The 24,145-nt window shown below is 71.5% G+C and carries 25 protein-coding genes; 11 read left to right on the forward strand and 14 right to left on the reverse strand.

The genetic code is table 11. From position 1 onward, the window contains the following. Genes CP983_RS33635 through amaP form a run of 3 tightly spaced genes read left to right on the forward strand, consistent with a single transcriptional unit; the run spans position 1 to position 1,660 of the window. The gene (locus CP983_RS33635; protein WP_229914977.1) at positions 1–399 is read left to right on the forward strand and encodes an Asp23/Gls24 family envelope stress response protein; all 399 of its coding nucleotides are present in this window, start codon (positions 1–3) and stop codon (positions 397–399) included. Next, positions 396–1,076 (forward strand): DUF6286 domain-containing protein, encoded by a 681-nt coding sequence (locus CP983_RS33640; RefSeq protein ID WP_150503795.1) that lies wholly within the window; start codon positions 396–398, stop codon positions 1,074–1,076. Before CP983_RS33635 ends, CP983_RS33640 begins: the two co-directional genes overlap by 4 nt. After that, positions 1,073–1,660, forward strand: a complete 588-nt coding sequence (gene amaP, locus CP983_RS33645) for an alkaline shock response membrane anchor protein AmaP (protein WP_107907288.1) — start codon at positions 1,073–1,075, stop codon at positions 1,658–1,660. The genes CP983_RS33640 and amaP overlap by 4 nt, the downstream gene beginning before the upstream one ends. A 12-nt stretch (positions 1,661–1,672) precedes the next feature. Here the strand turns inward: amaP and CP983_RS33650 are convergent, their stop codons facing one another. Genes CP983_RS33650 through CP983_RS33670 form a run of 5 tightly spaced genes read right to left on the reverse strand, consistent with a single transcriptional unit; the run spans position 1,673 to position 6,677 of the window. Beyond that, entirely contained in the window at positions 1,673–2,428 is a 756-nt protein-coding gene (locus tag CP983_RS33650; protein WP_107907289.1) for an SDR family oxidoreductase, read from the reverse strand. Between the two features lie 5 nt (positions 2,429–2,433). Beyond that, on the reverse strand, positions 2,434–4,221 hold the full coding sequence (locus tag CP983_RS33655) for a glycoside hydrolase family 15 protein (RefSeq protein ID WP_150503797.1): 1,788 nt from the start codon (positions 4,219–4,221) through the stop codon (positions 2,434–2,436). Between the two features lie 34 nt (positions 4,222–4,255). Beyond that, positions 4,256–4,570 carry a hypothetical protein gene (locus CP983_RS33660; RefSeq protein ID WP_107907291.1) on the reverse strand — a complete coding sequence of 105 codons (315 nt, stop codon included), beginning with the start codon at positions 4,568–4,570 and terminating at the stop codon, positions 4,256–4,258. Beyond that, positions 4,567–5,142, reverse strand: coding sequence for a sigma-70 family RNA polymerase sigma factor (locus tag CP983_RS33665; protein ID WP_107907292.1), 576 nt, complete (start codon positions 5,140–5,142; stop codon positions 4,567–4,569). Before CP983_RS33665 ends, CP983_RS33660 begins: the two co-directional genes overlap by 4 nt. Continuing rightward, on the reverse strand, positions 5,139–6,677 hold the full coding sequence (locus CP983_RS33670) for a sodium:solute symporter family protein (RefSeq protein ID WP_107907293.1): 1,539 nt from the start codon (positions 6,675–6,677) through the stop codon (positions 5,139–5,141). Before CP983_RS33670 ends, CP983_RS33665 begins: the two co-directional genes overlap by 4 nt. Before the next feature lie 168 nt (positions 6,678–6,845). On the opposite strand from CP983_RS33670, the gene CP983_RS33675 reads away from it, so the two are divergent. Together CP983_RS33675 and CP983_RS33680 are read left to right on the forward strand one after the other, a co-directional pair. Further along, positions 6,846–7,064: a DUF3311 domain-containing protein gene (locus CP983_RS33675; RefSeq protein WP_125528423.1), complete on the forward strand. Its 219-nt coding sequence runs from the start codon at positions 6,846–6,848 to the stop codon at positions 7,062–7,064. 56 nt (positions 7,065–7,120) lie between these two features. Beyond that, a complete protein-coding gene (locus CP983_RS33680; RefSeq protein ID WP_150503799.1) occupies positions 7,121–9,247 on the forward strand; it encodes a carbon starvation CstA family protein in 2,127 nt (708 codons plus the stop codon). Between the two features lie 255 nt (positions 9,248–9,502). On the opposite strand, the gene CP983_RS33685 is transcribed toward CP983_RS33680, so the two are convergent. The 3 genes from CP983_RS33685 to CP983_RS33695 form a co-directional block, all read right to left on the reverse strand. Beyond that, complete coding sequence (locus CP983_RS33685; RefSeq protein WP_150503801.1) at positions 9,503–10,297, reverse strand: SURF1 family cytochrome oxidase biogenesis protein; 795 nt, start codon at positions 10,295–10,297, stop codon at positions 9,503–9,505. A gap of 49 nt (positions 10,298–10,346) precedes the next feature. After that, complete coding sequence (locus CP983_RS33690; RefSeq protein WP_037873332.1) at positions 10,347–10,580, reverse strand: hypothetical protein; 234 nt, start codon at positions 10,578–10,580, stop codon at positions 10,347–10,349. Between the two features lie 80 nt (positions 10,581–10,660). Then, the gene (locus CP983_RS33695) at positions 10,661–11,656 is read right to left on the reverse strand and encodes a DEDDh family exonuclease (RefSeq protein WP_107907417.1); all 996 of its coding nucleotides are present in this window, start codon (positions 11,654–11,656) and stop codon (positions 10,661–10,663) included. A gap of 196 nt (positions 11,657–11,852) precedes the next feature. Here CP983_RS33695 and CP983_RS33700 point away from each other — a divergent pair, with 196 nt between their 5' ends. Both CP983_RS33700 and CP983_RS33705 read left to right on the forward strand, forming a co-directional pair. After that, a complete protein-coding gene (locus tag CP983_RS33700) occupies positions 11,853–12,563 on the forward strand; it encodes a VIT1/CCC1 transporter family protein (RefSeq protein WP_107907297.1) in 711 nt (236 codons plus the stop codon). Between the two features lie 137 nt (positions 12,564–12,700). Further along, positions 12,701–13,744, forward strand: a complete 1,044-nt coding sequence (locus CP983_RS33705; RefSeq protein WP_150503803.1) for a zinc-dependent alcohol dehydrogenase family protein — start codon at positions 12,701–12,703, stop codon at positions 13,742–13,744. A gap of 33 nt (positions 13,745–13,777) precedes the next feature. On the opposite strand, the gene CP983_RS33710 is transcribed toward CP983_RS33705, so the two are convergent. From CP983_RS33710 to CP983_RS33720, 3 genes are all read right to left on the reverse strand, one after another. Further along, positions 13,778–14,782, reverse strand: a complete 1,005-nt coding sequence (locus CP983_RS33710) for a CopD family protein (RefSeq protein WP_150503805.1) — start codon at positions 14,780–14,782, stop codon at positions 13,778–13,780. A gap of 129 nt (positions 14,783–14,911) precedes the next feature. Next, on the reverse strand, positions 14,912–16,279 hold the full coding sequence (locus tag CP983_RS33715) for a CoA transferase (RefSeq protein WP_150503807.1): 1,368 nt from the start codon (positions 16,277–16,279) through the stop codon (positions 14,912–14,914). Between the two features lie 23 nt (positions 16,280–16,302). Then, positions 16,303–17,832 carry a S8 family peptidase gene (locus CP983_RS33720; RefSeq protein ID WP_107907301.1) on the reverse strand — a complete coding sequence of 510 codons (1,530 nt, stop codon included), beginning with the start codon at positions 17,830–17,832 and terminating at the stop codon, positions 16,303–16,305. 387 nt (positions 17,833–18,219) lie between these two features. Between CP983_RS33720 and CP983_RS33725 the strand changes: the two genes are divergently transcribed. The 3 genes from CP983_RS33725 to moaA all read left to right on the forward strand — a co-directional run bounded on the left by CP983_RS33725 (position 18,220) and on the right by moaA (position 21,330). Further along, on the forward strand, positions 18,220–18,576 hold the full coding sequence (locus tag CP983_RS33725; RefSeq protein WP_107907302.1) for a DUF485 domain-containing protein: 357 nt from the start codon (positions 18,220–18,222) through the stop codon (positions 18,574–18,576). Beyond that, complete coding sequence (locus CP983_RS33730) at positions 18,573–20,192, forward strand: solute symporter family protein (RefSeq protein ID WP_126901741.1); 1,620 nt, start codon at positions 18,573–18,575, stop codon at positions 20,190–20,192. Before CP983_RS33725 ends, CP983_RS33730 begins: the two co-directional genes overlap by 4 nt. A 148-nt stretch (positions 20,193–20,340) precedes the next feature. Beyond that, positions 20,341–21,330 carry a GTP 3',8-cyclase MoaA gene (gene moaA / locus CP983_RS33735; protein ID WP_217284858.1) on the forward strand — a complete coding sequence of 330 codons (990 nt, stop codon included), beginning with the start codon at positions 20,341–20,343 and terminating at the stop codon, positions 21,328–21,330. Here the strand turns inward: moaA and CP983_RS33740 are convergent. After that, the gene (locus tag CP983_RS33740; protein ID WP_093745523.1) at positions 21,313–21,537 is read right to left on the reverse strand and encodes a hypothetical protein; all 225 of its coding nucleotides are present in this window, start codon (positions 21,535–21,537) and stop codon (positions 21,313–21,315) included. The two genes, moaA and CP983_RS33740, sit on opposite strands and share 18 nt — an antisense overlap. A gap of 213 nt (positions 21,538–21,750) precedes the next feature. Next, positions 21,751–22,149, reverse strand: coding sequence for a DUF3099 domain-containing protein (locus CP983_RS33745; protein ID WP_150503809.1), 399 nt, complete (start codon positions 22,147–22,149; stop codon positions 21,751–21,753). Between the two features lie 245 nt (positions 22,150–22,394). On the opposite strand from CP983_RS33745, the gene CP983_RS33750 reads away from it, so the two are divergent. Next, on the forward strand, positions 22,395–22,676 hold the full coding sequence (locus CP983_RS33750; protein ID WP_150503811.1) for a GlsB/YeaQ/YmgE family stress response membrane protein: 282 nt from the start codon (positions 22,395–22,397) through the stop codon (positions 22,674–22,676). Positions 22,677–22,824: 148 nt separating this feature from the next. Here the strand turns inward: CP983_RS33750 and tyrS are convergent, their stop codons facing one another. Beyond that, the gene (gene tyrS / locus CP983_RS33755) at positions 22,825–24,093 is read right to left on the reverse strand and encodes a tyrosine--tRNA ligase (protein WP_107907307.1); all 1,269 of its coding nucleotides are present in this window, start codon (positions 24,091–24,093) and stop codon (positions 22,825–22,827) included. Positions 24,094–24,145: the final 52 nt, after the last annotated feature.

A 24,145-nucleotide genomic window follows, 5' to 3' on the forward strand; every position in this document is an offset into this window, starting at 1 on the left:
GTGAGCGCCGAGGCCGCGGAACCCGGCGGACCGCCGGCCGTCGTCCCGGCCGGTGAGCGCGGGGCGACCCGGATCGCCGACCGCGTCGTCACGAAGATCGCCTCCCAGGCGGCACGCGAGGCCGTCGGCCGGTTGCCCAAGGACGCCGCCCGGGCCTACGCGCATGTCGTCATCCGCCCCCAGGCCGCGGAGGGGCGCACCGCCGAGGCCGCCCGGGTCCGCGTCCACGTCGAGCTCGACTACCCCACCGACATCGGCTCCCGGTGCGCGGCCGTGCGTCGGCGGGTCGTGGAGCGGGTAGGCGCGTTGGTGGGCATGGAGGTGCCGGAGGTCGCCGTGCACGTGGAGCGGCTGCACCCGGCGCCCGGACAGGGCGCGGCACAGGGGAGGACGCGATGAGCGAGTCCCAGGGGTCCGAGGGCACCACACAACCACTGCCGGTCCTGGAGAAGGAGGCCGGTCCCGAGCCTCTCGACCAGTCGGCGTCGGCGGCGGACTACGAACCCCCGCCCGTCCTCGAGGGCGACGGCGGTCACGAGCGCCGGTTCTGGTCGGCCCGCCGGATCCCGGCCGCGATCACGGCGCTCGTGCTGCTGTTCCTCGCGGGCGTCTTCCTGTACGACATCGCCTCGGTGCGCGCCGAGCGGCCGCCCATGCGCTGGCGCCGGGAACTGGCCCACCAACTCGCCGAGCGCCCCCTCGACGACATCTGGGTGCTGGTCGGCGCGGGCGTCGCCGCCGCCCTCGGACTGTGGCTGCTCGTCCTGGCAGCCACGCCCGGACTGCGCCGGGTGCTGCCGATGCGGCGCACCCACACCGACGTACGCGCCGGACTCCACCGCGACCTGGCCGCCCTCGTCCTGCGCGACCGGGCCATGGAGATCTCCGGCGTCCAGTCGGTACGGGTACGGATGCGCCGGGCCAAGGCCGACGTCCGCGCGGTCTCGCACTTCCGCGACCTGGACGACGTACGCGCCGACCTGGACGCCACGCTCGCCGACGCGATCAGGGGCCTCGGGCTGTCCCGCCCGCCGTCGCTCTCGGTTCATGTACGCCGGCTCGGACGGAAGGGGTGAGGGCCGTGCTCAGGGTCGTCAACCGGGTGCTGATCGGGTTCGTCGGACTGGTGCTGCTCGTGCTCGGAGGTTCGGTGCTCGCCGTGGGACTGGGCGCCCCGGCGCCGTCCTGGTGGATCCACGACGACCGCCACGACGTGCTGCTCAGCGACGCCGAGCGCACCCGCTGGCGCGAGGACACCTGGTGGTGGCCGACGGTCATCGCCGTGCTGGTCGTCCTGATGCTGCTCGCCCTGTGGTGGCTGACCGCGAACCTGCGCCGACGCCGCCTCGCGGAGGTCCTGGTGGACACCGGGGACGGGGAGGGCGCACTGCTGCGCGGCCGCGCCCTGGAGAGCGTGCTGGCGAACGAGGCGGCCGGCCAGGAGGGCGTCCAACGCGCCCACGTGCACCTGACGGGCAGGCGCAGCACCCCGCAGACCCGGGTACGGCTGCTGCTGGCACCGCATGTGAACCCGGGTACGGCGTTGAACGACCTCACCGACCAGGCCCTCGCCCACGCCCGTAACTCGGCGGGCCTGGCGTCACTGCCGGCGGAGGTCCGCCTGAAGGGCGTCAAGCACGGTGCCGAGAGGGTCAGTTGACGCAGTGGGCGCTCAGAACCCGTGCCGCATGCCGCCGTCCACCGGCAGCATGATCCCGGTCAGATAGGACGCGGCCGGCGACAGCAGGAACGCCGCCGCGCGCCCGAACTCCTCCGGGTTGCCGTACCGCCGCAGGGGAATCCGTGCCTCGTTCGCGGCCCTGGTGGCCTCCGGGTCCGCCGACATCCCGTCCAGCTCGCGCACCCGGTCGGTGTCGATGCGGGCCGGCAGCAGCCCGACCACCCGGATCCCGCGCGGCCCCAGCTCGTCCGCGAGCGACTTGGCGAAACCGGCGAGCCCCGGCCGCAGCCCGTTCGAAATGGTCAGCCCCGGAATCGGCTCGTGCACCGACCCCGACAGCACGAACCCGATGACCCCGCCCTCGTCGAGTTCCGCCGCCGCCGTCCTGGCGAGCCGCACCGCGCCGAGGAACACCGACTCGAACGCCGACTGCCACTGCTCGTCCGTGTTGTCCGCGAGAAACCCGGCCGGCGGCCCGCCGACGCTCACGAGGATGCCGTCGAACCCGCCGAAGGTGTCGCGCGCGGCGGCGACGAGCCGGGCCGAGGCGTCCGGCTCGGCGTTGTCGACGGCGATCCCGACCGCGTTCGGCCCCAGTTCGGCCGCCGCGTCGGCGACCCGCTTCTCGTCCCGGCCGGTCACCACGACCTTCGCCCCGTCGGCGACCAGCTCACGCGCCGCCGCGTTGCCCAGTCCACGGGTGGCCCCCGTGACGACGTACACCCGGTCCTTCAGTCCAAGATCCATGGCCCCTATCCTGCCCCGTCCTCCCCGTACAGGGCGAGGGCGGTGTTCACCAGGCCGATGTGGCTGAAGGCCTGCGGGAAGTTGCCGAGCTGGCGGCCGGAGACCGGGTCGTACTCCTCGGCCAGCAGACCCACGTCGTTGGTGAGCCCCACCAGCCGGTCGAACAGCTCGCGTGCCTCCTGCTTGCGGCCCGTCATGTGCAGCGCCTCGGCCAGCCAGAACGAGCAGGCCAGGAACGTGCCCTCGCTGCCCGGCAGTCCGTCCACGGTCGCCTCGTCGGTGCTGTAGCGGCGCAGGAAGCCCCGGTGGCTCAGCTCGGCTTGGATCGCGTCGATGGTGCCGACGACACGCGGGTCGTCGGGCGGCAGGAAGCCGACGCGCGGGATGAGCAGCAGCGCGGCGTCCAGTTCACGGGAGCCGTAGGACTGCGTGAAGGTGTTCCGCTCGGGGTCGTACCCCTTCTCGACGACCTCGCGGTGCACCTCGTCGCGGAACTCCCGCCAGCCGTCGAGGTCGCCCTCCAGCTCCGGGTTCCGCTCCAGGGTGCGCACCGCTCGGTCCGCGGCCACCCACACCATCACCTTCGAGTGCACGAAGTGCCGCCGGCCGCCGCGCACCTCCCACAGCCCCTCGTCCGGCTGCCGCCACGCCGAGCGCAGCCACTCCACCAGGGCGACCTGGATGGCCCACATGTGCGGCTTCGTGGGCAGCCCCGCCTCCCTCGCCAGCGCCAGGGTGTCCATGACCTCGCCGTACACGTCCAACTGGAGCTGTTCCACGGCCTGGTTGCCGATGCGTACGGGCACCGAGTCCGCGAAGCCCGAGAGCCACGGCACCTCGAACTCGGGCAGCCGGCGCTCGCCCGCGATGCCGTACATGATCTGCAGGTCGGCCGGATCGCCGGCGACCGCGCGCAGCAGCCAGTCGCGCCACGCCTCGGCCTCCTTGCGGTAGCCCGCCGAGAGGCCCACGTTGAGGGTGAGGGTGGAGTCGCGCAGCCAGCAGTAGCGGTAGTCCCAGTTGCGGACACCGCCCGGCTCCTCGGGGAGCGAGGTGGTGGGGGCGGCGACGATGCCGCCGGTCGGCCGGTGGGTGAGGGCCTTCAGGGTGATCAGGGAGCGGACGACGGTGTCACGGTAGGGGCCGTCGAAGCGGCAGTGCCCCACCCACTTGCGCCAGTCCCGGATGCTGTGGTGCAGCGCCTTGTACGGGTCGATCATCGGCGGGCGGGGCTCGTGCGAGGGGTGCCAGGTCAGGACGAACGCGACCTTCTCGCCCTCCTCGACGGTGAACTCCGAGTGCGTGCCGAAGTCCTCGCCCCAGGTCGGCACCGCGGGGTCGCTGCGCAGCCAGACCGAGTCCGGGCCGGCGACGGCCACCCGGTGGCCGTGGGACTTGCGCACCCACGGCACGATCGAGCCGTAGTCGAAGCGCAGCCGCAGGGTGCTGCGCACGGTGACCCGGCCGCGCAGCCCCTCCACGACGCGCACCAGGTCCGGGGCGCGGTCGCGTTGGGGCATCAGGTCGGTGACCCGGATCGCCCCCTCCTCGGTCTCCCACTCGGTGTCCAGGACCAGGGTGTCCGGGCGGTAGGCACGGCGGGAGCACGGACCCTTGGCGTGCTTGGGGGCGATGCGCCAGTGGCCGTTGTCCTTGTCGCCGAGGAGTCTGGCGAAGCAGGCGGCCGAGTCGAACCGTGGCAGACACAGCCAGTCGACCGAGCCGTCCTTGCCGATCAGGGCAGCCGTCTGCTCGTCACTGATCAGGGCGTAGTCCTCGATGCGCGGGTGCACGCAATTGCGGGTTCCCCGAGGGCGGGTGGGCCAATCAGGGGTGGGGCCGGGGGAGTGACGTGGCGGCCGGGGAACCGGTGCCGGAGAAGATGACACCGGGCTCCGCGGGGGCGTGGTTGAGGACCCACAGTCCGATCAGGGTGGCCAGGGCGAACACGACCGTGATGAGGACGGCGAGGACGAGCCGGCGGCGGCGTTCCCGGCGCAGCCACTCGCCGCGCGCCGTGCGATAGGTGTCGGGCGTGGCCTCCGGCACCCCGCCGGCGAGCGCGGCGAGCGCCTCGCGCAGCTCCCGCTCGGTGCGGTCCGCCGATGCGCCGGGCGACGGAGTGGTGTTCTGGTGCGTCATCGCCGGGCCTCCATCGCCTGGGTCAGGGCGGCGAGGCCGCGTGCCGTGTGCGTCTTGACGGAGCCGCAGGAGATCCCCATCGCCGCGGCGATCTCGCTCTCCTTCAGCCCGAGCCAGTGCCGCAGCACCAGCGCCTCGCGCTGCCGGGCGGGCAGCTGCTGGAGCGCGTCGATCAGGACACGCTGGTCGTCCCGCAGCAGCGCGGTGCTCTCGGCGGACGCGACGACCTCGTCGGCCGGCTTCTCGACGTGCTTGCGGGCCACTTGGAGGTGCCGTATCCGCATCCGCGTCAGATTGCACACGGTGGAGCGCAGATACGCCTCCGCCGCCTCGGCGTCCCGCAGCCGGCGCCACTTGCGGTAGATCTGGTAGTAGGCCTCGGCGACCACGTTCTCCGGGTCGTCGGCGCCGAGCAGGACCGCCAGGCGCAGCATCGAGGAGTAGTGCAGCTCGAACAGCCGGGCCAGGCCCGCCTCGCGCGCCGCGTCCGCCGGGTCGCTCGCGGCCGGGGCCAGCGGGACGGCGCCGGCCGGTATCGCGGCACCGGTGTCCGGTCTCAGGTGCTGTCTCACGGGTTGTTCGCTCCCGTCTCGGGGCGCCGCCCGACGCTCAGGCGCGACGGCAGGTCGGTCAGATCGGCGCCCCGCGGGACGCCGAGGCGGCTCAGCACCGCGGTCCCCGCCGCGGCGACGGTCAGATTGAGCAGCAGCGCGGCGAGCCCGGCGTAGATCTCCGGTCCCGAGCCGAGCGACACGATGGACGAGAAGCCCTGCCGTACGACCATGAAGGTCCCCGCCACCATGCCCACGCCCCACCCGGCGAGCAGTGCCCGCGGATGCAGCCGTGCGGTGAACAGCCCGATCGCGACGGCCGGGAAGATCTGCAGGATCCACACCCCGCCGAGCAACTGGAGGTTGATGGCGTCCTGGTCGCGCAGCCCGAACACGAACGCCACCGCGCCCACCTTGGCGGTCAGCGACACCGCCTTGGCGATGCGCACCTGCCGCTTCGGCGTGGCCGTCGGATGCACGTACTCCACGTACACGTTGCGTACGAAACTCGTGGCGGCCGCGATCGACATCACCGCCGCCGGGACCAGCGCGCCCACGGTGATCGCGCCGAACACCAGCCCCGCGAGCGGCGCCGGCATCAGCCGGTCGACGAGCATCGGTACGGCCGCTTCGGCACCGCCCTTCGGGGCGCGCACGCCGGTCGCGAGGGCGGCGATGCCGAGGAAGCCGAACAGGGCGAGCAGCCCGGTCCAGGCGGGCAGCGCCACGGACACCTTGCGCAGGGTGCGCGGGCCGTCGGCGGCGAACCCTGCGGTCAGCACATGCGGGTACATCAGCAGGGCGAGCGCGGAGCCGAGGGCGAGTGTGGCGTAGGCGGGCTGCTGCTCGGGGGTGAGGAGCAGCGCGGGGCCGCCGAGGCGTTCGGCAGCGCCGTCGAAGACGGGACCCGGGCCGCCGAGCCGTTCGAGGACCAGCCAGGTCACCGCGGTCAGCGACACGAAGACGGCCACGGCCTTGAGCGCGGAGATGACGGTGGGAGCGCGCAGCCCGTGCCGGTAGGTGGCCACGGCGAGCCCCGCGAACAGCGCCACCATCACCAGATCGCCGGCGGCGCCCCGCGGATACACCCCGCCGGCCGCGAGCACCGCCCGGATACCGAGCAGTTGCAGCGCGAGATACGGCATCGTCGCGAGGATCCCGGTCAGCGCGACCACCAGCGCCAGCGGCGGCGAGCCGTACCGGCCGCGCACGAAGTCGGCCGCCGTGACATAGCCGTGCCGGCGGGCCACCTCCCACAGCCGGCTCAGCAGCACGAAGGCCAGCGGGCAGACGATCACCGTGTACGGCACCGCGAAGAAGGCGGGCGCGCCGTTGCCGTAGGCGAGTCCCGGTATGGCGGCGAAGGTGTACGCGGTGAAGATCGTGCCGCCGAGCAGCAGCCAGGTCCACAGCGGGCCGAGGCTGCGGTCGGCCAGTGCCCAGCCCTCCAGGGACGGCAGCCGGTCGTTGGGGCTGAGGCGCCGCGCGGTGACGGCGAGCAGCGACGCTCCGCCGATCACGGCGAGAAACGTCGCGGTCATGGCTCCGTCGGCCATGGGTCACCGTCCTTGGTGTGCCTGTGCCCCTGCGCATGAGTTGCGCGAACCGCCGGAACGGAGGACAGGGAACCGGCGGAAATTTTCCCGGCATCCCGCTGTCAACCGGTTCCGGGGGGTGGGCAACTCTTGCACAGACCCACAGCGAGCGGGAGAGGAGCGCAGGTCATGGCACGCACCGGTCAGCACCGGCTACGGCACGTCGCGATCGCCGTACTGCTCCTCGCGCCCGCCGCGGGTCTGCTGTGGGTCCCCTGGTACGCCGGTGCCGAGCCGCGGCTGGCCGGGACGCCGTTCTTCTACTGGTACCAGCTCGCCTGGGTGCCGGGGTGCGGCCTCTGCCTGCTCGCCGCCTACGCGCTGACGGACCGACATCGACGTCGCTGATCCCTAGATCCCTTTCTGCCGCACCGCTGTCCCGCCTGTTCAGGTCAGGAGCCGCCATGCCCGTATCAGCCATGCCCGAATCCGGTAGCCAGGCGCCGGAAAGATCCCGGATGTCGCGGAAGTCCTTCGCGATCTGGACCGCTGTCGCCCTCGCCGGCGCCCTCGGCTGGGCCGTGCTCGCCCTGTCCCGGGGCGAGGAGATCTCGGCCGTCTGGCTGGTCGTCGCGGCCCTCGGGTCGTACGCGATCGCCTACCGCTTCTACTCGCGCTTCATCGCCCGCCGGGTACTTGAGGTCGACGACACCCGAGCCACCCCCGCCGAACGCCTGGAGGACGGCGTCGACTTCCACCCGACCGACAAGCGGGTGCTGTTCGGCCACCACTTCGCGGCGATCGCCGGCGCCGGCCCACTGGTCGGCCCGGTGCTGGCGGCCCAGATGGGCTATCTGCCCGGCACGATCTGGATCATCGCGGGCGTGATCTTCGCCGGGGCGGTGCAGGACATGATCGTCCTGTTCCTGTCCATGCGCAGGGACGGCAAGAGCCTCGGCCAGATGGCCCGGGACGAGATCGGCAGGGTGGGCGGCGCCGCCGCGCTGATCGGCGTCTTCGCCATCATGATCATCCTGCTCGCGGTGCTGGCGATGGTCGTCGTCAACGCGCTCGCCGAGTCCGCGTGGGGCACCTTCTCCGTCTCGATGACCATCCCGATCGCCCTCTTCATGGGCTTCTACCTGCGCTATCTGCGGCCGGGCCAGGTCGTGGAGACCAGCCTCATCGGCGTGGCCCTGCTGCTGCTCGCCATCCTCGGCGGCGGCTGGATCCAGGACTCCGCACTCGCCGAGTACTTCGTCTGGAGCCCCGAGACCCTGGTCTTCTGCCTGATCGGCTACGGCTTCGTCGCCTCCGTGCTGCCGGTGTGGATGCTCCTGGCGCCCCGTGACTACCTGTCGACCTTCATGAAGGTCGGCACCATCGCCCTGATGGCCGTCGGCGTGGTGATAGCCGCCCCGAACCTCAGGGCCGAGCCGGTGACCGACTTCGCCTCGACCGGCGCCGGACCGGTGTTCGCCGGCTCCCTCTTCCCCTTCCTGTTCATCACCATCGCCTGCGGCGCCCTGTCCGGCTTCCACGCCCTGGTCTCCTCGGGCACGACCCCGAAGCTGATCCAGAAGGAGTCCCAGGTCCGGCTGATCGGCTACGGCTCCATGCTCACGGAGTCCTTCGTCGCCGTCATGGCCCTGATCGCCGCCTGCGTCCTGGAACCCGGCCTGTTCTACGCCATGAACTCCCCGGCCGCCCTGCTCGGCCCGACCGTGGACAGCGCCGCCGAGGCGGTGAAGAACCTCGGCTTCACCATCACCCCGGACCAGCTGACGGCCGCGGCGAAGGCGGTCGAGGAGGAGACCCTGGTCGGCCGCTCCGGCGGCGCGCCCACCCTCGCCGTGGGCATGTCGGAGATCTTCTCCGGGGTGCTCGGCGGCGCCGGGATGAAGGCCTTCTGGTACCACTTCGCGATCATGTTCGAGGCGCTGTTCATCCTGACCACGGTGGACGCCGGCACCCGCGTCGGCCGCTTCATGCTCCAGGACATGCTCGGCAACGTCTGGAAGCCGATCGGCCGGGTCACCTGGAAGCCCGGCATCTGGATCACCAGCGCCCTGGTCGTCGGCGCGTGGGGCTACTTCCTCTACGCCGGTGTCACCGACCCGCTCGGCGGGATCAAGCAGCTGTTCCCGCTGTTCGGCATCGCCAACCAGTTGCTGGCCGCCGTCGCCCTGGCCGTCACCACCACGGTCCTGATCAAGTCCGGCAGGCTGCGCTGGGCCTGGGTCACCGGCATTCCGCTGGCCTGGGACGTGGCCGTCACCTTCACCGCCGGCTGGCAGAAGATCTTCTCCGACAACCCGGCGATCGGCTTCTTCGCCCTGCGGGACAAGTACGCGCAGGCCATCGAGGACGGTCAGCTGCTGCCGGGCGCCACGGACATGGACGACATGCACACCATCGTGCTCAACAACACGGTCGACGGCGTGCTCATGGCGATCTTCCTGCTCCTGGTCCTCACGGTTCTGGTCAACTGCGCGGTGGTCTGCGTCCGCGCGGTCCGCGCCCCCGGGCCACTGCCGACGACCGAGGCGCCGTACGTCGAGTCCCGGCCGCTGTCGGGGGTGGGGTCATGAGGGCGGTGCGGTGGGTGCGGTGGTACGTGCGTGAGCTGACGACCGTCCTGAGCCTGCGACACCGGGAGGGTCGGCCGGAGGGCCGCTGCTGTTGATGCCGGTGGGCGGCTGCGGGTGGTTCGTGGTTGCTCGCGCAGTTCCCCGCGCCCCTTTGAGGGACATCTGCTGGGCGCCCCTTCAGGGGCGCGGGGGACGGCGCGACCAGCCACAGACGACCCGCGGCCGCCCACGGTCACAACTCAGACGGCGAGACCGCTACACCGCAGCCGGCGTCGACTCGGACTCCTCCGGCACCACAGCGGAAGCGCCGCGATCCCGCGCCTCCCGACGAGCCAGAATCCACCACCCGACCGGCACCCCGGCCGCGAACAACCACCACTGCAGCGCATACGCGTAATTCAGCGGAGCGTTCTCGTTCCCCGGCTTGCCGATCAGCTCCGGAGTGTCCCCCTTCGGCTCCGGCGCCGTCTGCACGACGTACCCGCCGAGCACCCGCGCGTCGAGCCGCCCGGCCTCCTGCTCGCTGTTGATCAGCATGACCTGCCGGTCGGGCAGACCCTTGAGGTTCTTGATGCCGCTCGCCTCGGTCGTCTCGTCCGGCATCAGCCGCCCGGTGACCGTGACGGTGCCGCCGGGAGCGGCGGGGACCTTGGGGAAGGCGGTCTGGCTCGGACCGTCGGCGGGGATCCAGCCACGGTTGACCAGCAGCACCTTGCCGTCCGTCAGCACCAGGGGCGTCAGGACGTGGAACCCGACCTCCTCGTCGGCGTTGACGCGCCGCCTGACCACGACCTCGTGCCCGGTGTCGAAGCGGCCCTGCGCGGTCACCGGGCGATACCGCTCCTTGGTGGTGACCGTGTGCCCGGGGGACGTCAGCGTCTCCACCGGTACCGGCTTCGACTCCAGCGCGTCGGCGACCAGCTGATTGCGGGCGCTGCGCTCCTCGTAGCGGTGCATCTGCCAGAAGCCCAGCCGGATCATCGTGGGGATGAGGATCAGGGCGACCAGCGTGAGGATCACCCACTGCCGGGACAACAGGAAGCGGTACACCCCACGACCGTACAACTCGGTCGTGGGGCGCTCTCGGCCGGGTACCCGCTCACACCTTGTCGACGATCCCCGCCTTTCCTTCCGCGCGAGCGCAGTGGGCGCCGCAGAACCATTGACCGTCGACCTCGACGCCCTGCCCGATGATCTGCACACGGCAGTGCTCGCAGATGGGGGCCATACGGTGGATCGCACAGGAGAAGCAGTCGAAGACGTGCACCGCGCCCTGCGCGTGCACCTCGAAGGTCATGCCGTAGTCGTTTCCGCAGACTTCACATGTCGCCATGCGCCACAGGGTGAGCGCTCCCCGCGGCGCGCGGCGGGACGGCCCCGGGCGAGTCGCCCGTCAATCACCCGTCCGTACGGTCACTGCTCCGACGCCGGTTCCACGTCCCGAAGGAGCTGTCCGAACGCCGCCTCGTCCACCACCGGCGTCCCGAACTGGCGGGCCTTGACCACCTTCGAGGTGCCCGAGTCCGGGTCGTTGGTGACGAGCAGGCTGGTCAGCCGGGACAGGCTCGTGGCCACGTGCAGCCCGGCCTCGACCGCGCGGTCCTCCAGCAGGTCGCGCTCGATCGACGTGTCCCCGGAGAAGGCCACCCGCATGCCCTGTTTGAGCCTCTTGCCGTCTTCGTACCGACCTGGGTTGGGATGGGGGCAGGCGGGCCTTTTGCGGGACGGGCGCCAACTGGTCGGCCGATAGCCGCCGCTGTAGCCCCCCGCCTGCTGCCCGATCCGGGGCGCGGCGGTGTCTCGCCATTCGGTCAGCGGCCGGCACTCCTGGAGCGGCAGCCGCACACTGCCCGCCGCCGCGGCCCGCAGGCTCGGTCGGAACGCCTCGGCCAGCACGCGCGCGTCGTCCAGCGCGTGGTGCGCCCGCTGCTGGACGACGCCGAAGTGCGCCGCCAGCGACTCCAGCTTGTGGTTGGGCAGGGGCAGCGCCAGCTCCTTGGACAGCGCGATGGTGCACAGGCGCTGCCGCACCGGGGCCTCGCGCTCCGCGCGCGCGTACTCCCGCGCGATCATCTGCCAGTCGAAGACGGCGTTGTGCGCGACGAGCACCCGGCCGTCGAGCCGCGTCGAGAACTCCTCGGCGACGTCCTGGAAGAGGGGTGCCGACTCCAGCACGTCGCTCGTCAGACCGTGGATCCAGACCGGGCCCGGGTCGCGCTCCGGGTTGACCAGTGTGTACCAGTGGTCCTCGACCTCGCCCTGCGCGTCCAGCCGGTAGACGGCCGCGGAGATTATCCGGTCGTCCCGGGCCAGGCCGGTGGTCTCCACGTCAACGACCGCGTATCCCCGGGGATACGCGGCCGGCCACGCTGTGGGGGAGGGCGCCTCGGTCGTACGGTCTTCGAGCATGGTCACTGAGGATACGGGCCGCCACTGACAGTCCTCGCCGTCAGGTGCCTTGCCCCGCCTGCCTGTTCGAGCCCGGCGAACGCGAGAATGTCAACCGCGCGGCAGGCGCCCGCCGTTGTCGTACGCCGGCGGGGCCGCCGCCCGCGGTGGAGCGTCGGTACGTCCCCGATGCCCCCCGCGGTGCGATCCTCCGCATATGACCGAACCAACGCATGACGAGGCGCACGGCGGCGCGCTGGGGGAGCGGCTGAACTGGCTGCGGGCGGCCGTCCTCGGGGCGAACGACGGCATCGTGTCGACCGCGGGCCTCGTGGTCGGCGTGGCGGGCGCGACCGACGACCGCTCGGCCCTCCTCACGGCCGGGCTGGCCGGGCTGCTCGCCGGGTCGATGTCGATGGCGGCGGGGGAGTACGTCTCGGTCTCCACCCAGCGCGACTCGGAGAAGGCCGCGCTCGCCCAGGAGAAGCGGGAGTTGCGGGAGCAGCCGGAGGCGGAGCTGGAGGAGCTGACGGAACTGCTGGAACGCCGGGGCCTGTCCCGGGACGTGGCCCAGGAGGCCGCGGTGCAGCTGACGGAACGTGACGCGTTGAAGGCGCACGCGCGCGTGGAGCTCGGCATCGACCCCGACCGGCTGACCAACCCGTGGCACGCGGCATGGGCGAGCTTCCTGGCGTTCACGGCCGGGGCGCTGCTGCCGCTGCTCGCCATGGTGCTGCCGCCGGCCGAGTGGCGGGTGACGGTCACCGTCGTCTCCGTCCTGGCCGCGCTCGCCCTGACGGGCTGGAGCAGCGCCCGCCTCGGCGCGGCCGCCCCGGGGCGGGCCATGCTGCGCAACGTGGCCGGCGGGGCACTCGCCATGGCGGTCACCTATGCGGCGGGGTCGCTGCTGGACGTGGCCGGGGCGTAGCGCTCGGCCGTTTGCGCAGCTCAGCGCCGATCACGGCACCCTCGAAGCGCGCCGGGTGCCGTGCGCGACGTACGGTGAGAGACGCGTTCACCACCCCTTGAGCGCTCGTACGACGAAAGACGAGAAGGACCCTCGCCATGCGCGCCACCACCATTCACGCCCCCTTCGACATGCGCGTGCAGAACGTGCCCGACCCCGTGGTGCGCGAGCGCACCGACGCCGTGGTCCGGGTGCTGCGGGCCTGCATCTGCGGCAGCGACCTGTGGGCGTACCGGGGCGAGGCGGCCCGGCAGCCGGGTCAGCGGATCGGCCACGAGTTCCTCGGCATCGTCGAGGAGACCGGCTCCGAGGTGAGCGACATGAAGCGTGGCGACCTCGTCGTCGCGCCCTTCATGTGGTCCGACGGCGTCTGCGACTACTGCCGCGAGGGCCTGACGACCTCCTGCCGGCACGGTGGCTTCTGGGGTTCCGTCGGCTCCGACGGCGGCCAGGGCGAGGCCGTGCGCGTGCCCTTCGCCGACGCCACCCTCGTCCGGCTGCCCAAGGACGCCGCCTCCGACGACCACCTGCTGTCCGCCCTGCTGACCCTGTCCGACGTCCTCGGCACCGGCCACCACGCCGCTCTCGGCGCCGGGGTCCGCCCGGGCGCCACGGTCGCCGTCGTCGGGGACGGCGCCGTCGGGCTGTGCGCGGTGCTCGCCGCCAAGCGGCTCGGCGCCGAGCGGATCATCGCGCTCGGCCGCCACCAGGTCCGTACCGACATCGCACGCCGCTTCGGCGCCACCGACGTCGTCGCCGAGCGCGGGGACGCCGCCGTCGAGACCGTGCGCGACCTGACGGGCGGGCAGGGCGCGCACGCCGTCGTCGAGGCCGTCGGCACCGAGCAGTCCATGCGGACGGCCGTCAACATCACCCGCGACGGCGGCGCCATCGGCTTCGTCGGAGTGCCGCACGGCAGCGGCATCGGGCTCGACCTCGGCGTCATGTTCGACGGGAACATCGCACTGCGCGGCGGCGTCGCGCCGGTCCGCACCTACATCCCCGAGCTGCTGCCCGACGTCCTGAACGGCACCATCGACCCGTCGCCGGTCTTCGACCTGACCGTCGGTCTGGAAGAGGTCCCGGCCGGCTACAAGGCGATGGACGAGCGCACCGCCCTGAAGGTCCTCGTCACCGGCTGACCCCGGTGCGGGGCCTGCTGACGGCGTGACGGTTCACCAGCGGATCGGTACCGGCAGCGCCGTCAGCAGCCCCGACAGCGCGACCACCACGCCCAGGGCGACGACCTCCGCCCGCGCGGGGGAGCAGGCGGTCAGCGGGTCGGCCGCGCGGCTCAGCCGGATCCGCGCCCACAGCGCGAGCCCTGCCACGGCCGCCACCAGCAGCACCTTGGCCAGCAGGGCCCGCCCGTACGCCGTCCCGGTCAGCTGGTCGAGGATCGTGTCCGACGGCATCCGGCGCAGCGAACTCCACACCCCCGTCGCGGTGATGGCGGCCAGCAGTACGGCCGCCACGCGCGCGTAGAGGCCCAGCAGCGCCGCCCCCGCCTCCCGGACGCCCCACCCGCGCAGGGTCCGCAGGGCGTACAGCAGCCCGCCCACCCAGAGCGAGGCACAGGTCAGATGCACCAGCGTCAGACCCGAGCCGAGCAGCGGGCCGTACTCGGTCGTGGGGTGCGCGCGCAGCGCCTCGGCGACCACCACCGCGGCCAGCGGCCAGACCTGGGAGGCGGGCCGGCGCGAGAGGGCGCACAGGCCGGCCGCGGCGAAGGCGTTGACCTCCAGCAGCGCCAGCTTGCCGTCGCGCGAGGCGTACAGACCGCCGACGTCGAGGTCGGCCGGGCTGTGCGGCACGAGGTTGCCGGTGGAGACGACCGAGGCGAGCCCCAGCGCGGCGACGAAGCCGACGCCCGCCGCGTACGGCGCCCAGCTGCGCGGCCGGACCGCGGGAGCGCCGGGCACGGACCGGGCCAGCCGGTCCACGAACACTTCCCCCAACGGAACGCACAGCGCCGCGAACAGCACCGCACGCAGCAGCCCGATGCCGCGGGTGCCGGGCGCGGCGGCCTCCCCGGTGCCGTGCAGCGCGGCCGGCGGCCCGAGCAGCGGTATCAGCGCCGCGAGCGCCACCAGGGCCACCACGGCGACAGCCCGCGCCAGGCCGGGGCGCGGGCCGGGCGCGCTCCCGTCGGACACGCCGGGGGAGGATCCTGTCGACATCACCTCAAGATCTTCACAAAGCAACGCAGAGCTGGGCAAGCGCCGGAAAACAAGTAGGGGCAGAGCATTCCGTCCCGGGTACCGCTCCACGCATTCCGTCCCTGGGTACGGCTCCTGCGCCCCCGGCGCTCAGTCCCACCGTGCCGGATCCGCGCCCCACACCCCGGGCGGGCGTGCCCAGTCGCGGGGGCCGTCCTCGAACGACACCGGCGACAGGGCGTACCGCAGCCGCCCGAGCGCGCTGTCCCGCTCGCCGAGCCACGCGTCCGGCGCCTCGTACGCCACGTCGCCCCGAGGCCCCGGCTCGATCCCGTCCGTCAGCCAACGAGCCGTACGCGCCAGCGCCAGTCGTACACGGCGCCCGTCCCCCTGCTCCGCCCGCTCGGTCAGCGCCCGCAGTACGGCCGCCGCCAGCAGATACCCGGTGCCGTGGTCGAGGGCCTGCGCGGGCAGCGCGCCTGGCTGCTCGGCCGAGCCCTCGGTCGCCGCGATCCCGGTGGCGACCTGCACCAGGCTGTCGAAGCCGCGCCGCCCGCTCCACGGCCCGTACGCGCCCCACGCCGACAGCTCCGCCACGATCAGCCCGGGCCGGCGTTCGGCCAGCGCCCGCGCGGACAGCCCGAACCGGTCCAGGGCGCCCGGCCGGTAGCCGGTGACGACGACGTCGGCCGCGGCGAGCAGTTCCTCGAAGGTGCGCCGGTCGGCCGCCAGGTCCAGCGTCGCCGACCGCTTCCCGAAGCCCGTGTCGGTGTGCTGGTCGAGCAGTTCGGGCAGCAGCGGGGTGTCCAGGCGCAGCACGTCCGCGCCGAGCAGCGCGAGCGTGCGGGTGGCGACCGGTCCCGCGATGACCCGCGTCAGGTCAAGCACGCGGACCCCTGCGGCGGGCAGCAGGGGGGTGCCGTGGAGAGGCGGGAGCGCACGCGCGCGTGCCGTGCCCAACCGCTCGTGCTCGACGAGCGGCCGCCGGGCCACCTCCACCGCCTGCTCGTGCGCCGCCCACTCCCGCGGCGTCCGCAGCGCTACGGCCAGCCCGCCGGCCGCGTACACGGCCTGTTCGACCTCGTGCGAGGACCGCTCGGCGAGTACCGCCCCGACGGCGTCCGGATCGTCCTGCGTCATCCCCAGCCCGGCCAGCAGCCCGGCCCGGTGATGCGGATAGTTCGCGTGCGTGCGGACCCAGCCGTCCGCCGTCCGCCAGAACTTGGACAGCGGCGCGAACCAGACCGGGGCGCGCCCGTCGACCAGCAGATGCCGCTCGCTCACGAACGCCGTGGCGATCGCCCCGTCGTCCAGCCGGACCCGCGGCACCTCGGACCGCCCGGCCCGCCGCGCCCCCAGCTCGGCGGCGGCCAGCGCGCACGCGCCCACACAGGCGCGCGCCAACTCCCGTACGGGAAGGCGCGCATCGAGCGCGCCCTCCCGCACCACGGTCGACACCCGCGGCAGCAGGGCGGCATCGCCGCCCACCGCGGACCAGGCAGTACCGAGTGCAGTCATGACCGCACTATGCAGTACGGATCTCAGTCGACGGCATCCAGGGCGTTGACGATCCCGAATCCGTAGAACCCGTTGACCCGCTTGCCGCCCACGCAGACCGCGTCCGGCGTGCCGTCGCCGTTCTGGTCGTACGACTCCGGGCAGCCCGGGTTGTCCGCCTGCGCCTTCAGCAGCGCCTGCAGTTGGTCCGGAGTGGCCTTCGGATAGCGGGACTTCAGCAGCGCGGCGACGCCCGCGGCGTGCGGCGAGGCCATCGACGTGCCCTGGAGGTAGCCGTACTGGTTGTTCGGAAGGGTGGCCAGGATGCGGCCGTTCTTCGACGGCGTGTCGGGGATCTGGTAGAGCCGGTCGCCGCCGGGGGCCGCGATGTCGACCACGCCGTAACCGTACGAGGAGTAGTACGACTTGAGGTTCTTCACGCCCGTCGCGCTGACCGTCACGATGCCCGGCAACTGGGTCGGCACGTCGAAGCACTTGTGCGGGTCGATCGTGCGCTCGACCGGCGTCGAGTCGTCGGGGCTGCTGTCGTCGACGAGGGCGTCGGAGTCGAGGTCGTGGTTGGAGTTGCCGGCCGACGCCAGGTTGAGGGTGCCCTTGCGCTGGGCGTACAGCTGCGCCCGGTTGACGGCGTCCACGATCGCCCGCTGGTCCGGGTCGTCCACGCAGTTGTAGAGCCACGGGTCGACGTAGTAGCTGTTGTTCGTGATCTCCACCCCGTGGTCGGCGGCGAACACGAAGGCGCACACGACACTTTCGGGGTAGTAGAGGCCGTTGACGGGGTCGCTCACCTTGATGGCGGAGACCTTCACGCCGGGGGCGACGCCGGCTATGCCGATGCCGTTGCGAGGCGCGGCGATCTCACCGGCCACGTGCGTGCCGTGCGAGTCGGCGGTGGTGTACGGCCGCCAGGCGCCGTCACCGGTGTCCGCCTTGCCGCCGACACAGTTCGCGGACTGGGCGGCGGAGAAGTTCGGGGCGAGGTCGGGGTGGGTGTCGTCGACGCCGTTGTCGATCACGGCGACGGTCACCTTGGGGCTGCCCGGGTTGATCGTGGCGGCCCGGTCGGCGCCTATGGCGCGCAGGTTCCACTGGTCGGCCTCGAGCGGCTCGCTCTCGCCCGCGGCGTCCGACGCCCTGGTGGTCCGCGCGGCCTGCTGCTCCGTCAGGACCTGCACGGGACCCTCGTCCGTCGTCCCTGCGGCCGTCAGCGGCGTCGTACGCGTCACGCCCGCCGACTGCACCCCGCGGACCTTGCGCATCGTCTCGGCGAAGCCGGAGTGCGCCGAATGGACGACGATCACGCCTATCCGGTCGTACGCGATCACGACGGTCCCGCCGGCCGCCTCGATCGCCTTGCGCACCGACGCCACCGTGCGGCGGTCGGGCTTGGTGTTGACGACATAGGCCAGTGCGGGCCCGTCCGCGGCCTGTGCGACGGATTCGGTGGGCGGTGCCGCCGAGGCCGCCGTCGGCAGGAAGCCGAGCGAGGCGGTCAGCGAGAGAACGAGCGGGACGGCGAGGGCGAGTCGCCGTCTGGACCGCAGATGAGCCATGGGATCTCCACATCATCCGGAACCGGAACCGCCCGAGCCGCGTGTGGCGCTCGGGCAGGTACATGACGAGTGGTGCTGGGGCGAAGTTATCCCTGAACCTCCTGGCCAGCAATCCGGCCGAGGCGACTTCGGAAAGAAGCCCCGGGAGTTGAACCGGTCCTCGCGTGGCGCCGTGACCTTGGACAGGAGGCGCGAGCACGATCGAGCCCCCTGCCGGATCACCCGCCGTGGCCCTACTATCGCCAGCCGGCTCATGTGATCCATGTCACTGCTAAGAACAGAGCCGCCATGCCCGCACCCGAACCGTCCCCGACCCCTGAGCCGTCCCCAACCCCCCAACCGTCCCCGTCCAACGTCGCAACAGCGCCCGCAACGCGAGGAGACTCCGTGGCTACCGACGCACCGCCCCCCTCGAAAGAGCAACACCAACTCCCCTCCACCGAGGAGTTCACCGAGGTGCAGCAGAGTGCGGAGTTCGGTGAACTGCGCCGCTCCTACCGCTCCTTCGCCTTCCCGCTGACCGTCGCCTTCATCGCCTGGTACCTGCTGTACGTCCTGCTCTCCAACTACGCGGGCGACTTCATGGGCACCAAGCTCTTCGGCAACATCAACATCGCGTTCGTCTTCGGTATCGCCCAGTTCGTCACCACGTTCCTCATCGCCTGGTGGTACTCGCGCCACGCCGGCGCCAAGCTCGACCCCAAGGCCGAGGCCATCAAGACACGTATGGAGGGCGGCGCATGAGCCCCGCGATGACCCTTGCCGCGAACGAGGCCAGCGAGCACCGGCCGCTGATCATCACCCTGTTCGCCTGCTTCGTGGTTGCGACCCTGTTCATCACCGTCTGGGCGGGCCGCCAGACCAAGGACGCCGCCGACTTCTACGCGGGCGGCCGGTCCTTCAGCGCCTTCCAGAACGGCCTCGCCGTCTCCGGCGACTACATGTCCGCCGCGTCGTTCCTCGGCATCGCGGGCGCGATCGCCCTCTTCGGCTACGACGGCTTCCTGTACTCCATCGGCTTCCTGGTCGCCTGGCTGGTCGCCCTGCTCCTGGTGGCCGAGCCCCTCAGGAACTCCGGCCGCTACACGATGGGTGACGTGCTCGCGTACCGCATGCGTCAGCGCCCCGTGCGCACCGCGGCCGGCACCTCCACCATCGTCGTGTCGATCTTCTACCTCCTGGCCCAGATGGCCGGTGCCGGTGTCCTGGTCTCGCTGCTGCTCGGCATCACCACCGACGCCGGCAAGATCCTCATCGTCGCGCTCGTCGGCGTCCTGATGATCGTGTACGTCTCCATCGGCGGCATGAAGGGGACCACCTGGGTCCAGATGGTCAAGGCCGTGCTGCTCATCGGTGGCACGATCCTCATTACGTTCCTGGTGCTGCTGAAGTTCAACTTCAACATCTCGGATCTGCTCGGCAAGGCCGCCGAGAACAGCGGCAAGGGCGCCGCCTTCCTGGAGCCCGGCCTCCAGTACGGCGCCACCGGCACCTCCAAGCTGGACTTCATCTCCCTCGGCATCGCCCTGGTCCTGGGCACCGCCGGTCTGCCGCACATCCTGATCCGCTTCTACACGGTGCCCAACGCCAAGGCCGCCCGTAAGTCCGTGAACTGGGCGATCGGCATCATCGGCGGCTTCTACCTGATGACCATCGCCCTCGGCTTCGGCGCCGCCGCGCTGATCTCCCAGGACGAGATCATCGCCTCCAACCCGTCCGGCAACACCGCGGCGCCACTGCTCGCCCTGCATCTCGGCGGCGTCGATTCGGCGTGGGGCGCGATCCTGCTCGCCACCATCTCGGCGGTGGCCTTCGCGACGATCCTCGCGGTCGTCGCCGGTCTGACGCTGGCCTCGTCCTCGTCGTTCGCCCACGACATCTACGCGAACGTGATCAAGAAGGGCCAGGCCACCGAGAAGGAGGAGATCCGGGCCGCCCGCCTCGCCACCATCGGCATCGGCGCCGTCTCCATCCTCCTCGGCGCCCTCGCCCGCGACCTGAACGTCGCCGGCCTGGTCGCCCTGGCCTTCGCGGTCGCGGCCTCCGCCAACCTGCCGACGATCCTCTACAGCCTCTTCTGGAAGCGGTTCACCACCCAGGGCGCGCTGTGGTCGATCTACGGCGGCCTGATCGTCGCCGTCGGCCTGGTGCTGTTCTCGCCGGTCGTCTCCGGCGACCCGAAGGCGATGTTCCCGGACGTCGACTTCGCCTGGTTCCCGCTGAAGAACCCGGGCATCATCTCCATCCCGTTCGGCTTCCTCATGGGCTGGCTCGGCACGGTCCTGTCCAAGGAGGAGCCCGACGCCGGCAAGTACGCGGAGCTGGAGGTCCGGTCCCTGACCGGCACCGGCGCCCACTGAGCAGGCCCCCCGAGCGGCCGCGTCGTAGGGATCTACGACGCGGCCGCGTCGTACGTCGTGGGATCGGGCCTGTGTCACTGTCAGTGCGGTCACGTAGGCTCGCAGGTGACGGAAGTTGAAACTGGTCGCGTCGAGGGAGGGGGCCCACGTGCTCATCGACACATACGGCCGAGTGGCCACCGACCTGAGAGTCTCGCTGACCGACCGCTGCAACCTGCGGTGCACGTACTGCATGCCCGAGGAGGGCTTGCAGTGGCTGGCCAAGCCCGACCTGCTCACCGACGACGAGATCGTCCGCCTGATCGACATCGCCGTCACCTCCCTCGGCATCGAGGAGGTCCGCTTCACCGGCGGCGAGCCCCTGCTGCGCCCCGGCCTGGTCGGCATAGTGGAGCGCGTCGCCGCGCTGGCCCCGCGCCCCCAGATGTCCCTCACGACGAACGGCATCGGCCTCAAGCGCACCGCCGCCGCCCTGAAGGCCGCCGGCCTGGACCGGGTCAATGTCTCCCTGGACACCCTGCGCCCCGATGTCTTCAAGACCCTGACCCGCCGCGACCGCCACAAGGACGTCATCGAGGGCCTCGACGCCGCCCGCGCCGCCGGCCTGACCCCGGTCAAGGTCAACTCGGTCCTGATGCCGGGCCTGAACGACGACGAGGCCCCCGACCTGCTGGCCTGGGCCGTGGAGCACGACTACGAACTGCGCTTCATCGAGCAGATGCCCCTGGACGCCCAGCACGGCTGGAAGCGCGACGGCATGATCACCGCCGGTGACATCCTGACGTCCCTGCGCACCCGCTTCGAGCTGACCGCCGAGGGCTCGGAGAAGCGCGGCTCGGCCCCGGCGGAGCGCTGGGTGGTCGACGGCGGCCCGCATGTCGTCGGTGTCATCGCCTCGGTCACCCGCCCGTTCTGCTCGGCCTGCGACCGCACCCGCCTCACCGCCGACGGTCAGATACGCACGTGCCTGTTCGCCACCGAGGAGACGGACCTGCGAGCGGCCCTGCGCTCCGGCGCACCCGACGAGGAGATCGCCCGCATCTGGCGCCTGACGATGTGGGGCAAGAAGGCGGGCGCGGGCCTGGACGACCCGTCGTTCGTCCAGCCGGACAGGCCGATGTCAGCCATCGGTGGCTGAAGAGGCCTCTTCCCATTCCTTCAGCAGGACGACGTCCTTCAAGAACCCCCGCACTCCGAGAAACTGCGACAGATGCTCGCGATGCTCCTCGCACGCGAGCCATGTCTTGCGCCGCTCCGGCGTATGAATCTTCGGGTTGTTCCACGCCAGCACCCACACGGCGTCGACGCGACATCCCTTGGCAGAACAGATGGGTGTGTCACTCACGAATTCATCTCACAAGTCGCGCACAAAAAGGCGACGCCGAGCAGCCACGGGGGGAGCTGCCCGGCGTCGGTCCGTCGCTCCGACGGGGGATGCGGAGCGCCTACGAAGTATGTCACGGGTAACCCGTCGCCCGGCACCTGAACAACACGATTGATCTGAGCTTTTCATGAGCTTGGCGCGGAGTAGTCTTTCGGAACCGACCGGTCCGCGGCATCACGCCCCGTCGCGCGGTTTGCTTTGTGCGCCGGGCGCGGAGTCGTCCACCACATCTTCCGGGACCGATTCCGCGAAACCGTCGTTCGTCCGCGGCGGCGCGATCATCGTCCGCATCGGCGAGCTCACGAACGTCGACGGCAGTGACGGCGCATTCTCCCGCCCCGCGTTGGCGACGACCACCGCGATGTACGGCAGGATCGCGCCGAGCACCAACGCCACGATCGCGACATGCCGTTCCACGTTCCACAGGGTGGCCGCGAGGATCACCGAAAGCGTGCGGATCGACATCGAGATGATGTACCGACGCTGCCGGCCGCGCACATCCTCCTGGAGACCCGTGCGGGCCCCGGTGATCCGGAACACCTCGGTGGCGCCGCCGGCGTGCAGCTTCCGCATCACATTCCACCATCCGCCCGCATCGGACTCTCCCCCTGCCCGTACCCCTCCGTTCCCGGTCGGGGGACCGTGCCGGGACACCGTCCACGTTACGCCTCGCCTGCGCCGCCTACGAGACCGGGGCCCATGCCACCTGGGGGAACGCGGGGAGCCGTAACGCGTACGGCGGTACCCCGCATGCGGCGTACCAGGGCCGGACCAAGACTGGGCCTACTGCTCACCCCGAGCCGTACGAGGAGGCAGCCATGGGCTGGTTGTGGGCGATCATCGTGGGATTCGTGCTGGGCCTGCTGGCCAAGTTGATCATCCCCGGCAAGCAGCACAGCCCTCTCTGGCTGACCACGATCTTCGGCATCCTCGGCGCCATCGTCGGCAACTCCATCGCCCGCGCGTTCGGCGTCGAGTCCACCCGCGGCATCGACTGGAGCCGGCACATCTTCCAGATCGTCGCCGCGGTGATCATCGTCTACCTGGGCGACATGCTCTACGTGGCGACGATCGGCAAGAAGAAGATGCAACAGACGTAACTGATGATCAGTGTGCTTTTGGGGCGTTGCCCCTGGGGCAACGCCCCAAAGGGGCGCGGGGAACTGCGCGACCGGCCACGACGAAAGCCGCACCCTGCAGATCGCCGCACCCCTACGACGCACCCCTATCCGGCGCCCCCGCGGAGCGCTACGCGCCGGTGAACTCCACCGCCGCCAGGTTCTTCTTGCCGCGCCGCAGCACCAGCCACCGCCCGTGCAGCAGGTCCTCCTTCGCGGGCACCGCGTCCTCGCCGGCGACCTTGACGTTGTTCACGTAGGCCCCGCCCTCCTTCACGGTGCGCCGAGCGGCCGACTTGCTGGCCACCAGCCCGACCTCGGCGAACAGATCGACCACCGGGCCGAGCTCGCCGACCTGGACGTGCGGCACCTCGGACAGCGCGGCCGCCAGCGTCGCGTCGTCGAGATCCGTCAGCTCGCCCTGCCCGAAGAGCGCACGGGACGCGGCGATCACGGCGGCCGTCTGGTCGGCGCCGTGCACCAGCGTCGTCAGCTCCTCGGCCAGCGCACGCTGCGCGGCCCGCGCCTGCGGACGCTCCTCCGTCTGCTTCTCCAGCTCCTCCAGTTCCGCACGGGACTTGAAGGACAGGATCCGCATGTAGGTCGAGATGTCCCGGTCGTCCGCGTTCAGCCAGAACTGGTAGAACGCGTACGGCGTCGTCATCTCCGGGTCGAGCCAGATGGCGCCACCCTCGGTCTTGCCGAACTTGGTGCCGTCCGCCTTGGTCATCAGCGGCGTCGCCAGCGCGTGCACACCCGCGTGCGGCTCCAGCCGGTGGATCAGGTCCAGGCCCGCCGTGAGGTTGCCCCACTGGTCGCTGCCGCCCTGCTGGAGCGTGCAGCCGTACCGCCGGTACAGCTCCAGGAAGTCCATGCCCTGGAGCAGCTGGTAGCTGAACTCGGTGTAGCTGATGCCCTCTTCGGACTGGAGCCGGCGGGCGACGGAGTCCTTGGTGAGCATCTTGTTGACACGGAAGTGCTTGCCGATGTCCCGCAGGAACTCGATGGCCGACAGGCCGGCCGTCCAGTCGAGGTTGTTCACCATCACCGCGGCGTTGTCGCCCTCGAAGGAGAGGAAGGGCTCGATCTGCCCGCGCAGCCGGTTCACCCAGTTCGCGACCGTCTCCGGGTCGTTCAGCGTGCGCTCGGCCGTGGGGCGCGGGTCACCGATCTGGCCCGTCGCGCCGCCGACCAGCGCCAGCGGGCGCAGGCCCGCCTGCTGGAGGCGGCGCATGGTGAGGACCTGCACCAGGTGGCCGACGTGCAGGCTGGCCGCGGTCGGGTCGAAACCGCAATAGAACGTGACGGGACCGTCCGCGAGCGCCTTGCGCAATGCGTCCTCGTCAGTGGACAGGGCGATCACGCCACGCCACTTCAGCTCGTCGACGATGTCCGTCACGGTTCTCGTGTCTCCTTGATGATCTCGGGCAGTCGGGTGACAGCCGACTACG

The organism is Streptomyces chartreusis (assembly GCF_008704715.1).
Classification (GTDB): Bacteria; Actinomycetota; Actinomycetes; order Streptomycetales; family Streptomycetaceae; genus Streptomyces; species Streptomyces chartreusis.

Coding starts and splice junctions, on each gene's coding strand:
- CP983_RS33640 (WP_150503795.1), top strand. CDS start 396: ATGAGCGAGTCCCAGGGGTCCGAGGGCACCACACAACCACTGCCGGTC.
- CP983_RS33650 (WP_107907289.1), bottom strand. CDS start 2,428: ATGGATCTTGGACTGAAGGACCGGGTGTACGTCGTCACGGGGGCCACC.
- CP983_RS33660 (WP_107907291.1), bottom strand. CDS start 4,570: ATGACGCACCAGAACACCACTCCGTCGCCCGGCGCATCGGCGGACCGC.
- CP983_RS33670 (WP_107907293.1), bottom strand. CDS start 6,677: ATGGCCGACGGAGCCATGACCGCGACGTTTCTCGCCGTGATCGGCGGA.
- CP983_RS33675 (WP_125528423.1), top strand. CDS start 6,846: ATGGCACGCACCGGTCAGCACCGGCTACGGCACGTCGCGATCGCCGTA.
- CP983_RS33680 (WP_150503799.1), top strand. CDS start 7,121: ATGCCCGTATCAGCCATGCCCGAATCCGGTAGCCAGGCGCCGGAAAGA.
- CP983_RS33690 (WP_037873332.1), bottom strand. CDS start 10,580: ATGGCGACATGTGAAGTCTGCGGAAACGACTACGGCATGACCTTCGAG.
- CP983_RS33695 (WP_107907417.1), bottom strand. CDS start 11,656: ATGCTCGAAGACCGTACGACCGAGGCGCCCTCCCCCACAGCGTGGCCG.
- CP983_RS33700 (WP_107907297.1), top strand. CDS start 11,853: ATGACCGAACCAACGCATGACGAGGCGCACGGCGGCGCGCTGGGGGAG.
- CP983_RS33705 (WP_150503803.1), top strand. CDS start 12,701: ATGCGCGCCACCACCATTCACGCCCCCTTCGACATGCGCGTGCAGAAC.
- CP983_RS33710 (WP_150503805.1), bottom strand. CDS start 14,782: ATGTCGACAGGATCCTCCCCCGGCGTGTCCGACGGGAGCGCGCCCGGC.
- CP983_RS33715 (WP_150503807.1), bottom strand. CDS start 16,279: ATGACTGCACTCGGTACTGCCTGGTCCGCGGTGGGCGGCGATGCCGCC.
- CP983_RS33720 (WP_107907301.1), bottom strand. CDS start 17,832: ATGGCTCATCTGCGGTCCAGACGGCGACTCGCCCTCGCCGTCCCGCTC.
- CP983_RS33730 (WP_126901741.1), top strand. CDS start 18,573: ATGAGCCCCGCGATGACCCTTGCCGCGAACGAGGCCAGCGAGCACCGG.
- CP983_RS33745 (WP_150503809.1), bottom strand. CDS start 22,149: ATGCGGAAGCTGCACGCCGGCGGCGCCACCGAGGTGTTCCGGATCACC.
- CP983_RS33750 (WP_150503811.1), top strand. CDS start 22,395: ATGGGCTGGTTGTGGGCGATCATCGTGGGATTCGTGCTGGGCCTGCTG.